This window comes from Kingella kingae ATCC 23330, assembly GCF_900111845.1.
In the GTDB taxonomy this organism is placed as follows: Bacteria; Pseudomonadota; Gammaproteobacteria; order Burkholderiales; family Neisseriaceae; genus Kingella; species Kingella kingae.
This window is the reverse complement of record NZ_FOJK01000003.1, coordinates 47,879-62,730: the sequence shown is the minus strand read 5'-3', so window position 1 is coordinate 62,730 and position 14,852 is coordinate 47,879. Positions and strand designations below refer to the sequence as shown.

The window sequence follows — 14,852 nt, the reverse complement described above, 5'->3', positions numbered from 1 at the left end:
AAACTTTCTTGTGATAAAACATACTTTTAGAAAAACAACACGTTTTTCTAAACGCTCGCCTTACTTTGTGCCGTAAACGACAGTTATTACCCTCAATGCCAACTGTGTGTTGCTTACCAACTAGATGTCATTCTTCATTTGAAAAGACATTTAAAAATGCAGCCCAGTCATCGGTCGCAATTCTGTCATAGGTTACACGCAACTCTTTCAAACGCCGTTTGAGTGCTCGCGCTGTTGCTAAATCGCGCTTACCCCAAACGTAAGCGACAATTTCGCCACTTTCTCTGTGATAGGCATAGACTAGCCACACTTTATTAGACTTGTTACCGACAAATGTCCAAAACTCGTCTATTTCAAGTGTAGGGTAATGTTTTTGTTTAGGAAATGGCTCAAACTCATGGCGTTTTAAAGCAGCCTGAACTTTGTCTTTGCTGTAACCCGTAATTGCTGCAATATCGCGAATACCACAACCTCTAACGGTCATTCTCCAAACCTGCTCATCAGCTTTGGAATGACAACCCTTATAGGTAAGGTTATGGTCGCCAATAAAATTACGACAAAAATCTTTGCAAAAATATTTTTGTTTACGATTGCAAGAGTAGCCATTTTTCTTTATATTTTGTCCTTGGCAGCGAGGACAAGTTAGAGTTATTTCTGTTTTCACACACTCAAATATACTCTGTTTTCGCTGCTTTTTTATTGCTTATTTTTTTACAGCACACTTTTCAGGACACCACCAAAACGTTTAATCCATCAAAAACAAGCGATGCCAACTTATGCCATTATTGATTCACAAATTGTCAAAACAGCTTCTAGTTCTAGCGCACATGATAAAGGTTTTGATGGAGGTAAAAAAATCAAAGGTCGTAAGCGACATATAGCTGTTGATACGTTGGGTAATCTATTGTCTGTTGTGGTTCATGCAGCCAATATTCATGACACAAAAGCAGGTATTTTTGTAGCAAAAAAAGCGTTTGAGACCTATCCGAGTTTAAAAGGTTTCTGTGCAGATGCAGGTTATCGGAATACATTTGAGCGTGAAGTATCAGAGCAATTGGGTTTAACTGTTCAGATTTCAAAGAGAATTCAAGATATTTCTTGGCGTATTCTGCCCAAACGTTGGATTGTAGAACGAACGTTTGCATGGTTAGGTTGGTCTCGACGTTTAGCAAAAGATTTTGAGCAGACGAATTTATCTGCTGAAAATTTTGTTAAACTAGGGTATATTTCACAAATATTAAAATTTATCAAATAGTTGTTTGTGAATACAGGTTCTTAGATTAGGACAAGGCGACAACGACCGCCGTGTACAGCTAGTACATAAGGGCGTTGGCAACGCTGTACTTGTACTAATCTAAATTTAATTCACTATATCACACCACAAGATGAACAAGAATTAACCTTGTTTCTTAGTCGTGTATATTGTTTTGATATGGATAAAGCCGTACAAAATAAGGCGATTGAGTTACGCAAACGCCATAAAATCAAATTAGCAGATAATATTGTTTTGGCAACCGCTTTAACGCATGATTTGATGCTTTTAACCTTGGACGATGGTTTGCAGCGTAAGTTTGATAAAGAAATATTAAGTGCGAAAAAACATTAAAAAATTCAAAGTGCAGGCTGCTTTTTCCCACGTTTTCAACGCCCATTCCCATGATTTACCACCACATCGCCCTAAACACCATTCTCCCCTTGCTCACTTATTCCCACCACAGCGCACTCGCCAACGGCACGCGCGTGGTGGTCAAACTGCGTGGCAAAGAACAAGTGGGCATTGTGTGGGCAAGCGACATCACGCCCGACATCGCCCCTAACAAAATTTTGCCGATTGAGTGCGTGTTGGACAACTATTTCACGCTGCCCGAAAGTTGGCAAGACTTGGTGGCGTTTACATCGCGCTACTACCATTATCCGATTGGGCAAACCGCATTCACTGCGTTGCCCACTTTGCTCAAAACGCCAAAAGCCGTTGAGTTGCCTTGCGAAACGGTTTATTACGCGCTCAATGAAATCGGGCAAAAGCAGCCTGCACCGCCCAAGCATCACGCCAAAAAACACCAGTTGTGGCAAGCCTTGCAAACCGATTGGCACGATTTAGCCGCGCTCAAAAAAATTCATCCGCAAGCCGCGCAATGGCTAGGCGACTACCAACAATCGGGCTGGTTGCACACCAAAATCAACGCCATGCCAGCCATTCCAGCATCGCAACACACGCTCAACGCCGAACAAGCCGCTGCCGCGCAAGCCGTTAAGCAGGCGCATGGTACATTTCAGACGTTTTTGTTACACGGCATCACGGGCAGCGGCAAAACCGAAGTGTATTTTGACGTGATGGCAGATACCTTGTCGCGTGGACAATCGGTGCTGTTTTTGTTGCCCGAAATCAATTTAACGCCGCAATTATTGTCGCGCATTGCCCAGCGTTTTCCGAATATGCCGACCGCCGTGTTGCACAGCCAAACCGCCGCAGGACAGCGTGGACGCGATTATTTACGCGCCATGCTCGGTCAAGCCAAATTGGTCATTGGCACACGCTTGGCGGTGTTTACGCCGATTCCCAATTTGGGCTTGATTGTAGTGGACGAAGAACACGATGCGTCATTCAAACAAGACAGCGAATTGCGCTACCATGCGCGTGATTTGGCGATTTGGCGCGGGAAACAAGCAGCCTGCACTGTGATTTTAGGCAGTGCAACGCCCAGTTTGGAATCGTGGTACAAAGCCCAAAGCCAAGCGTATTGTTTGTTGTCGCTGACTCAACGCGCCAACCCACACGCGCAGTTGCCACGCATTGCGATTGCCGATGTGCGTCGCATCAAGCTAGACAATGGATTTTCGCCACAGGCTTTGTCGTTGTTGCAACAGAATTATCAACAAGGCGGCTTGTCGCTGGTGTATTTGAATCGACGTGGTTTTGCGCCTGCTTTGTTTTGTGGCGATTGCGGGCATACGTTTGGTTGTCCAAACTGCTCGGCAAAAATGGTGTTGCATCAACGCGCAGGGCAGTTGCGCTGTCATCATTGCGATTTTCGTCAAGCCATTCCACGCTCGTGCAGCGATTGCGGTAATCAAGATTTGACTGCTGTGGGGCAGGGGACGCAGCGCGTAGAAGAAACCTTGCGCCAGTGGTTGCCACAAGCCAATATCGCGCGAGTGGACAGAGACAGCACCAGTCGCAAATCCGATTGGGCGGACTTGTATGCACAAATCGCCAATCAACAAATCGACGTGTTGGTGGGAACGCAAATGCTCGCCAAAGGACACGATTTTGCACGATTGAATTTGGTGCTGGTGTTGAACGCAGACGGCTCGTTGTTTAGCAGCGATTTTCGTGCCCCAGAACGCTTGTTTGCCGAATTGATGCAAGTGTCGGGCAGGGCAGGGCGTGCCGAACAAGCAGGGCAGGTGTTGATTCAAACCCAGTTGCCCGACCATGAAGTGTTCGCCGCAGTCAAACAGCAAAACTACGCCTTGTTTGCCGACCACGAATTAGCCCAGCGTGGCATGATTGGTTTGCCACCGTTTGGTTTTCAAGCTGCGATTCGTGCCGATGCGCCCAAAATGGCAGACGCGCTGCAGTTTTTAAACCAATGGCGCGACCAGTTGGCAGCGCATTTGCCCGAATCGGTGTATCAGTTAGGCGCAGTGCCAATGCAAATGGCGCGATTGGCAGAACGAGAACGCGCACAAATTTTTGTGGAAAGCCAGCAGCGTGGCGATTTGCATCGCGCGTTGAGTATGTGGGCGCAAGCGTTATCGCAAAACCGTGATGCGGCGATTCGTTGGCATATTGATGTGGATTATCAGGAAATGTGAAAAAGCAGCCTGCACTTTGGTTGATTTAAAATGCAGGCTGCTTTTTTATAGTGAAATGAAATAAAAATAGGACAAGGCGACAACGCCCGCCGTGTGCAAATAGCACATAAGGGCGTTGGCAACACCGTCCTATTGCAATTTCATTTCACTATATGTTTATCTAAATCCCGAAAGCTTAACGACCGCTACCCAACACCATCACCGCTTCGGCTTCCACTTTCGAACCGCGTGGTAACGATGCCACACCTACTGCCGCACGCGCAGGAAACGGCTGTGCAAAGTATTGCGACATCACTTCGTTGAACGTGGCAAAGTCAGCCAAATCGGTCAAATACGCATTCAATTTCACGATGTCGTTTAAGCTGCCGCCAGCCGCTTCGCAAACCGCACGCAAATTTTTGAACACTTGATGCGCCTGCTTCGCGAAATCGTCCGACACCAAAGTCATTGTCGCTGGCATAAGCGGAATTTGTCCGCTCAAATACACTGTGTCGCCAGCACGAACCGCTTGGCTGTATGCACCAATCGCCGCAGGTGCTTGTTCTGTGTGAATAATTTGTTTACTCATATCCATATCCTTCATATAGATTACAAAAAAGTGCAGGCTGCTTTGTTAGGCTAACCAACACGCCAGCGCGAATTGTGCATCAAGCCAACAATCAATGCAATTTTTGTTCAAAAGCAGCCTGCACCCTAATTTTTGCTACAATACGCGCCATTTTGATGATTAACGACACACTATCATGACTCCAATTCCAGCTTATTCCGAATCCAGCATCAAAGTCTTAAAAGGGCTAGAACCCGTCAAAGAACGCCCCGGTATGTACACGCGCACCGACAGCCCAACCCACATCTGCCAAGAAGTGATAGACAACGCGGCAGACGAAGCCTTGGGCGGATTCGCCACTCAAATTGACGTGGCAATCCACGCGGACGGCTCGCTTTCCGTGCGCGACAATGGGCGCGGCATTCCCACAGGTTTGCACCCGATTGAGCAAATTCCCGTTGTGGAACTGGTATTTACGCAATTACACGCAGGTGGCAAATTCAACAAAAAATCAGGCAATGGCGCATATGCGTTTTCGGGTGGTTTGCACGGCGTGGGCGTGTCGGTAACGAATGCGCTTTCTACGCGCTTGGAAGTTACTGTAAAACGCGAAGGCAAAATTTCGCGCATCGTGTTTTCGGGCGGCGATGTGGTTGAACCGTTGGCGCAAATCGGCAAATGCGCGGCGAAAGACACAGGCACAGAAGTGCGCGTGTATCCTGACGCGAAATATTTTGAAAATCCGAATTACAGTATTGGCGAATTGGAACGCTTGTTACGCGCCAAAGCGGTTTTGTTACAAGGCGTTACGGTAACGCTAACCCGAGAAATCAAGGGGCTGCCTGAAAAACAAACGTGGCATTATCCGCAAGGTTTACGCAGTTATTTAGCGGATTTGCTGGAAAACGCGCAGGAAGCCGTGCCAATTTTCGCGACTGAAAATTATATTTCAGGCAGCCACGACGATTTTCAGGCAGGCGAAGGCGCGGCGTTTGCGCTGACTTGGTTGGAAGACGGCAGTTGCGCCAATGAAAGTTATGTGAATTTGATTCCGACACCGCTCGGCGGCACGCACGAAGCGGGTTTGAAGCAGGCTGCATTTAATGCGGTCAATAATTTCATCGCGCACCATAATTTGCTGCCGCGTGGCGTGAAATTGCAGAGTGATGATGTGTTTAGCCGCGTGGCGTTTGTGCTGTCGGCGCGTGTGCTTGACCCACAATTTCAGGGGCAAACGAAAGACAAATTGACCAACCGCGACGCGCTGAAATTGGTGGCGGCGGTGTCGGGCGACCCATTGGAATTGTGGCTCAATGAAAACGTGGAATTTGGCAAAAAAATTGCCGAATTGGCGATTCGTCAGGCGCAGGCGCGTATGCGTTCTGTGAAAAAAATTGAGAAGAAAAAGGGTTCGGGCGTTGCCGTTTTACCTGGGAAATTGACGGATTGCGAAAGCGAAGACGTGCGCGAAAATGAATTGTTTTTGGTAGAAGGCGATTCAGCTGGCGGTTCGGCGAAATTGGCGCGTGATAAAAGTTTTCAGGCTGTGTTGCCGTTGCGCGGTAAGGTGTTGAATAGCTTTGAAGTTCATCGCGACCAGTTGTTTGGCAATGCGGAAATCCACGATATTTCGGTGGCGATTGGCATTGACCCACACGGTAAAGATGATGATGTAGATTTGAGCGGTTTGCGTTATGGCAAAATTGCGATTTTGTCGGACGCGGACGTGGACGGTTCGCATATTCAGGTGTTGCTTTTGACGCTGTTTTATCGCCATTTCCCGAAATTGGTGGAATTGGGGCATATTTATGTGGCGCAACCGCCGCTGTTCCGCGTGGACGTGAACGCGCAAGGCAAAAACAAGCCAACGCGGAAATTGTACGCGCTAGACCAAGCGGAATTGGACGGCATTTTGGAACGCTTGAACGCGGAAAAAGTGCGCGAAACGGCGTATTCTATCAGCCGATTCAAAGGTTTGGGCGAGATGAATCCCGACCAACTGAAAGACACGACTTTGCACCCTGATACGCGCCGTTTGTTGCAAGTTCGCATTCCCGATGAAATGGAAGCGGCGACAGAAAGTGTGTTTTTGAAATTGATGGGCAAAGGCGAAGCGAGCAGCCGCCGCGCTTGGATGGAAGTGGAAGGGGATAAGGTGGAAGGGGATATTTGAGAAAATGGAGCGGTGGCAGCTTGCCGCCTGTTTCAGGCTGCCTGAAAAAGTTAATTTAGTAATGAATTTTGGGCTGCGCCACAACCTACGCTTACTGTAAAGACTGATTATGAATAAATTAGATTTGATAGTTCAATTTGAAGCGGAAAATAACGTTGTTTTCCCAAATTCTTATAAAGAAATATTACGAATTTTTAATAATTATATTATTTATGATTACCACATAACTGAATTAGGCATTAAAAAAAACAAAAGATTTAGAGTTTTATAGCATTTCACGCCTGTTTGAGAATATGGATAAAATACATAAATATCATCAGGTTATGATAGATGAAGTTTCTACCCAACTTATTGATTGCCAAAAAAACCTTTACATTTAGTTCATTGAGTGATGGGATTGAATTATTTTTTGATTTAAGAGATATGTCTGTTTGGAGATATTATTTTGATGATATAGTGAAATGAAATCGCAATAGTACAGCGTTGCCAACGCCCTTATGTGCTATTTGCACACGGCGAGCGTTGTCGCCTTGTCCTATTTTTATTTCATTTCACTATAATACCATTGCACAGATAGAGCCTAATTTTGAAACTTTGTTGAGCAAATCCAATTTGGTAACAAAAGATGGCGATTTAGTGAAAACCAGCGTAAATTAAGTCAAAACAATTGTGCAGGCTGCTTGGAAAATCGCCGTAGGTTAGACTGCAACCCAACAAAAGCAACCTGCAATATTTGGGCTATAGTGGATTAAATTTAGATTAGGACAAGGCGACAACGACCGCCGTGTACGCGTAATACATAAGGGAGTTGGCAACGCCGTACTAATCTAAATTTAAACCACTATACCAATTAAACAGCGCGTTTTGGCAAGCGGTTTGGATTGCTATTGGGCAGGTTTTTGGGCGTGTGGTTGGAACGGCGAATATCCGCAAGGCAAATTAGTCGCTTGTATCATAAAGTGAAATTGCTATAAATGATGAATTATTTTGCCGATTTGGTTTAAACTGCACCACAAAGCAGCCTGCACTTTCAATATTAACCTACTTTAAAAGGACTTTTATCATGCAAAACAAAGCAACTTATTTCAACGAAAAATACGGCATGACTGTAACCCATTCTGCCGTTGTCGCTGCGGTTGAACAACACGGCGTACAACCAACCACCGCGCTGGATTTGGGCTGCGGTCAAGGGAGAAACGCGCTGTATTTGGCGTTGAATGGTTTTGATGTAACGGCTTGCGATTACAATCCGAGTGGTGTGGCGCAACTGGCTGATTTAGCCGCGCACGAAAATTTATCTGTCAAAACATCAACCTACGATATGAACACGGCACAAATTCAAGGCGAATTTGGTTTGATGGTGGCGACGGTTGTGTTTATGTTTTTGCAACGCGAGCGTGTGCCAGTGATTTTGGCGGATATGCAAGCCAAAACGGTGGCAGGTGGCTACAACCTGATTGTGTCGGCAATGGATACGGCGGATTATCCGTGCCACATGCCGTTTTCGTTCACGTTCAAGGAAAACGAGTTGCGCGAATATTATGCGGATTGGGAATTGGTGAAATACCGCGAAGAAATCGGCTCAATGCACGCGCGTGATGCGGCTGGCAATCCAGTTCAGTTGAAATTTGTAACCATGTTGGCGCGTAAGCCGTTGGCATAAAAAAGCAGCCTGCACCATGAAAAATCGTTCTGAATACTATATCGGCATTATGTCTGGCACGAGCATGGACGGCGCAGACGCGGTGTTGATTCAAATGCAAGGCGCACAATGGCAAGCAGCCTGCGCTCATGCGTTTTTGCCCTATACCGATGATTTAAAACAGCGTTTGTTGGATTTACAAAACGTGGGGCAAAACGAATTGCACCGCAGTCAAATGTTGGCGCAAGAATTGGCGGATTTGTATGTCCAAGTCGTGCAAAATTTGTTGCAGCAAGCCAATGTGCAGGCTGCTTCGGTTCGCGCCATTGGCTGCCACGGTCAAACCATTCGCCACGCGCCCGAATGTGGATACAGTATTCAGTTGGTCAATTTGGCGCGATTGGCGGAACGCACGGGCATTTTCACGATTGGCGATTTTCGTAGTCGCGATTTGGCGGCAGGCGGACAAGGCGCACCGCTTGTGCCAGCGTTTCATCACGCCCTGTTTGCCGCACCCAACGAAACGCGCGTGTTGCTCAACATTGGCGGCATTGCCAACATTAGCGTGTTGCCGCCCGATGACGCGCCGTTTGGTTTTGACACAGGTGCAGGTAATATGTTGTTGGACGCATGGACGTGGGCAAACTGGTCGCAAGCCTATGACAAAAATGGCGAACGCGCCGCGCAAGGCAAAATTTTGCCCGATTTATTGCAACGGTTGTGCGCTCACCCCTATTTTGCCCAGCCCTATCCCAAATCCACAGGGCGAGAATTGTTTTCGCTCGCGTGGCTGCAATCGCATTTATCGGGCAATGAAGAGCCGCACGATGTATTGCGAACGCTGGTGCAATTTAGCGCACAAACCATTGCCGATGCGATTGAACAAGCAGCCTGCACCGCGCGTCATGTTTACGTTTGCGGCGGCGGCGTTGCCAATCCCACGCTGATGAGCAGCCTGCACACTTTGTTGGCGCAACAAAATCGCCAATGCCACAGCACCGATGTGTTGCAGCTCAATCCGCAATGGATAGAAGCGGCGGCATTTGCATGGTTGGCGGCGTGTTGGTGCAATCAAGTTCCCAGCAATCCACATCGCGCCACAGGGGCGAATCGTCCTGTGGTGTTGGGGGCGGGGTATTGGGCGTGATGTGAATATGCAGGCTGCTTTGTGATTTTGAAAATCGCAAAAGCAGCCTGCACATTTGGTTGATTTAAAGTGCAGGCTGCTTTGATTGTCGCAAAAACTGCAAAAAGCAGCCTGCATTGATGTGTAATTTCGCGTATCATGTCGGCTTTATTTTTTGGGCAGACATAGATAATAGCAAATCGCTTCACGCCCCATAAACAAGGAAAAAGACCATGAAATTATGGCATTTTGCCGTATGGTGCAGCGCGATTGGCTTGGGACTGACCGCGTGTAGCGAATCTATAGTGAATTAAATTTAGATTAGTACAGCGTTGCCAACTCCCTTATGTACTAGATGTACACGGCGGTCGTTGTCGCCTTGTCCTAATCTAAATTTAATCCACTATAAATCCACCGAAAATAAAATTGCGTCCGCCCCAGCCGCACCCACCGTTTATCGCGTTGCCACCGACCCGACTTATTCGCCATTTGAATTTGGGGGCGAACAAGGCAAGATGCAGGGCTTGGATATAGATATTTTGACCACCATCGCCAAAAAACAACAATTTGAAATCCAATTTTACGCACAAAAATGGGACGTTTTGCTCAACGAATTGCCCAGCAACCGTGCCGATATGGTTACAGGCGCATTGATTGCCAGCGACATCAACCCCCGAGTAAGCCGCGCTAAGCGAACCGTATATGCAATCCAAAAACTGCGTGGCAAGCATCGCCACCATACCGCCCGATAATTGGCAGGGCAACAGCAGCATCGCGATTGCCAACAACGAATCTTTGCACCAGCGTTTAATCGCACAATATGGTGTGCAAGAATCGCATTGCAACGCCACGCCGTTTGCTGCACTCAAAGCCGTTGTAGGCAAGGAAGCGAATGTGATTGTGTCTGACTGCGCGGTGCTGTTGTATCACATGACCAGCAATATGTTCAAAAGCTATCCACTCAAACGGCTGGCGTTAGCAGACCAAAGCGATGCCGACATCAACCTAGTGTTCGCCGTAAACACCCAACAGCCTGAATTATTAGCCACAATCAATGCAGGCATACAACAAATCAAGCAAAATGGCGAGCTAAAACGCATTTTGCACAAATGGCATATTCAACCATAGTCCAACACAATGAACCGTATTCAATCTATCAACGCCCTTTTGCCCCAAACTCAATGCCGAGAGTGCGGCTATGCAGGCTGCTTGCCCTATGCCACTGCCTTGGTAAACGACAACGCGTCCATCAATTTGTGTGCCCCTGGGGGACAAGAAGTGCTCAACGATTTGGCAACCGCGCTGCACCGCGAAACCACATCGCCCCAAAAATCGCACCAAAATGTGATTGCGTGGATTGACGAAGCCGTGTGCATTGGCTGCACCGCCTGTATTCGCGCTTGCCCTGTTGATGCGATTATGGGCGCGTCCAAACTGATGCACACCGTGCTTGCCGATGAATGCACAGGCTGCGGTTTGTGCGTTGCGCCTTGTCCTGTGGATTGCATTTATCTGCAACCCACCAAAGAAACCTATTTGCCGCAAGCGCGTTTTTTGGGCGATTCAGCAACGGGGGCGCGATTCACATCGGCACGTCATGCCCAAACGCGCTACGAAAACCGCATCGCTCGCCAGCAACGCCAAGAAGCCGAACGCAAACAGCAACACGCACAACGTGCCGCGCAAATCGCCCAAACCATGCAAGCAGCGTCCACCCAAAACAAAGTGCAGGCTGCTTCGGCAACCGCGCTCAATCCTGCCCAACTTATCGCGCAGGCAATGGCAAAAGCACAAGCCCAACAAAATCAGCGTGTTGTACCCAGTAATCACGATTCGTTCCGCGAACAGCAAGTGAAAGACGCGCAGAAAAAAGCCACCTATCGCCGTTATATGCGCGATGCTCAATACGGCAACGATGCCGAAAAAGCTACCGCGATTGCGTGGTTGCAACAATACAAAGCGGAGCAAGAAGCCATGCAGGCTGCTCAAAATTAAAAAATTAAAGGAAAACTTATGTCAAAAGCAAACAAAGGCGGTTTAGGGCGCGGCTTGGATTCGCTCATTGCCAGCAGCAACGCCAATTCACACAGTGATGACCAGTTGCGCCATATTCCTGTGTCGGCAATCAAACAAGGGCGTTACCAAGCGCGTGTGCAAATAGACGATGCCGCGTTGGCAGAACTTGCCGAATCGGTTAAAGCGCAAGGCATTATTCAGCCTGTGATTGTGCGTGAATACGGCTTGGACGGCTACGAACTGATTGCAGGCGAACGCCGTTGGCGCGCGGCGCAGTTAGCTGGATTAAGCGAGATTCCAGCGGTGGTCAAACACGCCAGCGACAAAGCTGTGATGGCGATGGGCTTGATTGAAAATATCCAGCGCGAAAACCTGAACCCGATTGAAGAAGCACAAGGTTTGCGCCGTTTGATTGATGAATTTGAATTAACGCACGAATACGTTGCCGAAGCGGTTGGACGCAGCCGCAGCGCGATTTCCAACAGTTTGCGCCTGCTAAAATTGCCCGAACCCGTGCAAGAAATGTTGTTCAACAAACATTTGGAAATGGGACACGCCCGTTCGCTTATCAATTTGCCTGTGAACGCGCAACTGGAATTGGCGAACAAAGCCGTAAAAAACGGTTGGTCAGTGCGAGAAATGGAACGTCGCAGCCAACAAGTCCAACAAGGCAAAACGCCTACGGCAAGCCAGCAAATTGACCCAGATGTGGTGCGCCTAACTGATGCGATTACCGAATCGCTGGGCGTGGCAACCGAAATCAAAACGCGCGACCGCAAAAAAGGCAAAATTGTGTTGCATTTTGATTCGGCGGACACGTTTGATGCGTTGATGAAGCGTTTGGGGATTGAATTGCCTGATGCGTAAATCAACATATAGTGGATTAAATTTAGATTAGGACAAGGCGACAACGACCGCCGTGTACACCTAGTACATAAGGGAGTTGGCAACGCTGTACCAATCTAAATTTAATTCACTATAAAAAAGCAGCCTGCACTTTTTGATTGATTCAAAGTGCAGGCTGCTTTGTCTATTTTTGCGTTATTCCGCCTTAATACGTCTCAAAAAGCTCTTCGTGCGTTCGTGTTGTGGATTGGCAAACAGCGTTTCAGGCGAGCCTTGTTCTACAATCACGCCACCGTCCATCACCACCACGACATCGGCAACGTCTAGTGCGAATTTGATTTCGTGTGTTACCACTACCATCGTCCAGCCTTCGTGCGCCAGTTCTTTCATCGTGTTCAACACGTCTTGCACCAATTCGGGGTCAAGCGCGGAAGTCGGCTCGTCAAACAACATCAATTCGGGCTGCAATGCCAAGGCGCGTGCAATGCCGACACGCTGTTGTTGTCCGCCCGATAATTGGAACGGATACAAGTCCACTTTATCGCCCAAACCCACTTTGTTGAGCAGGGCAAGGGCTTGTTCTTTGGCTTGTGCGGCGGATTTGCCTTGCACTTGCACAGGGGCTTCCATCACATTGCCCAACGCGGTTTTGTGCGGAAATAAATTGTATTGCTGAAACACCATGCCTGATTTGCGGCGTAATGCCAAAATTTCTTTTTTATTGGGCTTTTGGGCGAAATCAATGTGTAGTTTGGGTTCGTCTTCAAACGAAATCGTGCCTTGCTCGGGCATTTCCAAAGCGTTTAGGCAACGCAAAAACGTGGTTTTGCCCGAACCCGATGGCCCTAAAATCACGACTACTTGCCCTTTTTGAATGGTCAAATCAATGCCGCATAAAATGGTATTTTGTCCAAAAGTTTTGTGTATATTGCTGACTTTAATCATGATTTTTATCCTTTTTACTTGGCGATGTGGCGGTTAAAGCATTTTTCAATGCGCGATTGAATTGCAAATAAAATCATGCAGAAACACCAATAAACGCAGGCTGCTTCAATATAAATCGGCAAAAAGTCATACGATGAATTGGCGTATTGCTGTGCCACGCGGAATAATTCGGTTACGGTTACAACCGATGCCAGCGATGTATTTTTGAATAAGCCGATAAAATCGTTGCTCAATGGCGGAACGGCAACGCGAAAGGCTTGGGGCGCGACAATGCGGCGAAAGGTTTGCATATAAGTCATGCCAATGGAAAAACCTGCTTCCCATTGCCCTTTTGGCACAGACAAAATAGACGCGCGAATGGTCTCTGATGCGTATGCGCCCACGTTGAGCGAAAAGCCAATAATGGCGGCTGGAATCGGGTCAATAAAAATATTCAGCGCAGGCAAGCCATAGAACACAATGGAAATCTGCACCAACAAGGGCGTGCCGCGAATAATGGAAACATAGGTGCGGACGATGCCCAACAGAATTTTGTGTAACCAATTATCGGCTGGCGACACGCGCACCAACGCCACGCCGACAGCAATGATAATGCCGAAAATAAACGATGCCACCGCCAACGGAAAGGAAATAATGATGCCTGCTTTGACCATAGGCCAGAATGCGTCCATCATCAACTGGGCGCGGGTGTCGGTCATAAAGGGCAGGGACGCGAGTATTTTTTCTATCACAATAGGCTCTCAATCAACATAAAGAAGAGTGGATTATAAATGGTTTTTTATTTGGGTGCAGGCTGCTTTTTAAAGCCAAACGGACTTCATCAACCATGCGTATGAAGTCCGTTTGATGAATGCGCGATTATTTCACGCTAATGTCTTGACCGAAGAACTCTTCGCCCAATTTACGCAACGTGCCGTCTTTTTGCAGTTCAACCATTGCTGCGCTGATTTTTGCCAACGCTTCATCGTTGCCCTTGTTCAGAATCAAGCCTGCGCCTTTTTTCTCGGCAGACGGTGCAGTCCACACGATTTTTAAACCAGAATTCGGATTTTTCTTCAAGTAGTCCAAGAATGACAAGGTGTCGTTCAAGGTAACGTCTGCGCGTTTTTGTTGTACCAACGTAATTGCTTGTGCCATGCCGTCCACAGGCACGATTTCGGCTTCGGCTTTGACTGCGGTTTCGCCATAGTTGCTGCTCAATGTTTGTGCTGCGCGTAAACCTTTGATGCTAGACAAATCTTTAACTCGCGTTTCGTCTTCACGCGCCAAAATAGATGGACCGCTCCAACTGTATGGCTCGGCTTTGTCAAAAGTCGCTTGGCGTTCGGGCGAAGTCAAAGCCACTTGGTTGGCAACCAAATCAAAGCGACCGCCTTTTAAACCTGCCATCATTGCGTCCCATTGCGTTTCTTTAAATTCCACTTGCACGCCCAATTTGGCTGCAACTGCGCGGGTTACTTCCACATCGTAGCCAGTCAATTTGCCGCTGGCATCGTGGTAAGTATAGGGTGCGTATGTACCTTCTGTGCCGACTGTAATCACGCCTTTGTTGTTGATGCGTTCAATTAAGCTGCCGTTAGCTGTTGCCACAGTCGCTTCTGATGCGGCTGCAACTGGTGCAGAACCTTGTGCAGGCTGCTTGGTTTCTTGATTGGCTTGACCGCAAGCCGCCAACAACAAAGCCGTTGCCAAACTCAAAGATAATGGTTTCAACATGATGTGTGCGTCCTTATTAGAA

At 47.7% G+C, this 14,852-nt stretch carries 14 protein-coding genes and 2 pseudogenes; 11 read left to right on the top strand and 5 right to left on the bottom strand.

Translation table 11 applies throughout. From position 1 onward, the window contains the following. Positions 1 to 664 (bottom strand): annotated as a pseudogene (locus BQ5809_RS10125) (IS1 family transposase); the annotation flags it as partial. A gap of 15 nt (positions 665 to 679) precedes the next feature. Here BQ5809_RS10125 and BQ5809_RS00970 point away from each other — a divergent pair. The 3 genes from BQ5809_RS00970 (at position 680) to BQ5809_RS00960 (ending at position 3,819) form a co-directional block, all read left to right on the top strand. Continuing rightward, a complete protein-coding gene (locus BQ5809_RS00970) occupies positions 680 to 1,255 on the top strand; it encodes an IS5 family transposase (RefSeq protein WP_338152165.1) in 576 nt (191 codons plus the stop codon). 108 nt (positions 1,256 to 1,363) lie between these two features. Further along, positions 1,364 to 1,606 carry a PIN domain-containing protein gene (locus tag BQ5809_RS00965; protein ID WP_329534403.1) on the top strand — a complete coding sequence of 81 codons (243 nt, stop codon included), beginning with the start codon at positions 1,364 to 1,366 and terminating at the stop codon, positions 1,604 to 1,606. A gap of 50 nt (positions 1,607 to 1,656) precedes the next feature. Beyond that, positions 1,657 to 3,819: a primosomal protein N' gene (locus tag BQ5809_RS00960; RefSeq protein WP_003785771.1), complete on the top strand. Its 2,163-nt coding sequence runs from the start codon at positions 1,657 to 1,659 to the stop codon at positions 3,817 to 3,819. Between the two features lie 175 nt (positions 3,820 to 3,994). Here the strand turns inward: BQ5809_RS00960 and BQ5809_RS00955 are convergent, their stop codons facing one another. Further along, on the bottom strand, positions 3,995 to 4,387 hold the full coding sequence (locus BQ5809_RS00955; protein WP_032827617.1) for a RidA family protein: 393 nt from the start codon (positions 4,385 to 4,387) through the stop codon (positions 3,995 to 3,997). A 175-nt stretch (positions 4,388 to 4,562) separates the two neighbouring features. On the opposite strand from BQ5809_RS00955, the gene BQ5809_RS00950 reads away from it, so the two are divergent. The 8 genes and pseudogenes from BQ5809_RS00950 to BQ5809_RS00915 all read left to right on the top strand — a co-directional run bounded on the left by BQ5809_RS00950 (position 4,563) and on the right by BQ5809_RS00915 (position 12,190). Further along, complete coding sequence (locus BQ5809_RS00950) at positions 4,563 to 6,539, top strand: DNA topoisomerase IV subunit B (RefSeq protein WP_003785775.1); 1,977 nt, start codon at positions 4,563 to 4,565, stop codon at positions 6,537 to 6,539. Between the two features lie 109 nt (positions 6,540 to 6,648). Continuing rightward, a complete protein-coding gene (locus tag BQ5809_RS11205; RefSeq protein WP_231954057.1) occupies positions 6,649 to 6,810 on the top strand; it encodes an SMI1/KNR4 family protein in 162 nt (53 codons plus the stop codon). 804 nt (positions 6,811 to 7,614) lie between these two features. Then, positions 7,615 to 8,202 (top strand): annotated as a pseudogene (tehB, locus tag BQ5809_RS00940) (tellurite resistance methyltransferase TehB); the annotation flags it as partial. A 16-nt stretch (positions 8,203 to 8,218) separates the two neighbouring features. After that, positions 8,219 to 9,328: an anhydro-N-acetylmuramic acid kinase gene (locus tag BQ5809_RS00935; protein ID WP_003785785.1), complete on the top strand. Its 1,110-nt coding sequence runs from the start codon at positions 8,219 to 8,221 to the stop codon at positions 9,326 to 9,328. Between the two features lie 350 nt (positions 9,329 to 9,678). Continuing rightward, a complete protein-coding gene (locus BQ5809_RS11375) occupies positions 9,679 to 10,059 on the top strand; it encodes a transporter substrate-binding domain-containing protein (RefSeq protein ID WP_003785786.1) in 381 nt (126 codons plus the stop codon). Continuing rightward, a complete protein-coding gene (locus BQ5809_RS00925) occupies positions 10,010 to 10,435 on the top strand; it encodes a transporter substrate-binding domain-containing protein (RefSeq protein ID WP_019389264.1) in 426 nt (141 codons plus the stop codon). The genes BQ5809_RS11375 and BQ5809_RS00925 overlap by 50 nt, the downstream gene beginning before the upstream one ends. Before the next feature lie 9 nt (positions 10,436 to 10,444). Beyond that, the gene (locus BQ5809_RS00920) at positions 10,445 to 11,302 is read left to right on the top strand and encodes an RnfABCDGE type electron transport complex subunit B (protein ID WP_003785790.1); all 858 of its coding nucleotides are present in this window, start codon (positions 10,445 to 10,447) and stop codon (positions 11,300 to 11,302) included. 18 nt (positions 11,303 to 11,320) lie between these two features. Next, the gene (locus BQ5809_RS00915) at positions 11,321 to 12,190 is read left to right on the top strand and encodes a ParB/RepB/Spo0J family partition protein (protein ID WP_003785792.1); all 870 of its coding nucleotides are present in this window, start codon (positions 11,321 to 11,323) and stop codon (positions 12,188 to 12,190) included. Positions 12,191 to 12,364: 174 nt separating this feature from the next. On the opposite strand, the gene BQ5809_RS00910 is transcribed toward BQ5809_RS00915, so the two are convergent. From BQ5809_RS00910 to BQ5809_RS00900, 3 genes are all read right to left on the bottom strand, one after another. Further along, positions 12,365 to 13,114, bottom strand: a complete 750-nt coding sequence (locus BQ5809_RS00910) for an amino acid ABC transporter ATP-binding protein (protein ID WP_003785795.1) — start codon at positions 13,112 to 13,114, stop codon at positions 12,365 to 12,367. Between the two features lie 14 nt (positions 13,115 to 13,128). Next, entirely contained in the window at positions 13,129 to 13,812 is a 684-nt protein-coding gene (locus tag BQ5809_RS00905) for an amino acid ABC transporter permease (RefSeq protein ID WP_111694433.1), read from the bottom strand. 160 nt (positions 13,813 to 13,972) lie between these two features. Next, positions 13,973 to 14,830 carry an amino acid ABC transporter substrate-binding protein gene (locus BQ5809_RS00900; RefSeq protein ID WP_003785799.1) on the bottom strand — a complete coding sequence of 286 codons (858 nt, stop codon included), beginning with the start codon at positions 14,828 to 14,830 and terminating at the stop codon, positions 13,973 to 13,975. Between the last annotated feature and the right edge of the window lie 22 nt (positions 14,831 to 14,852).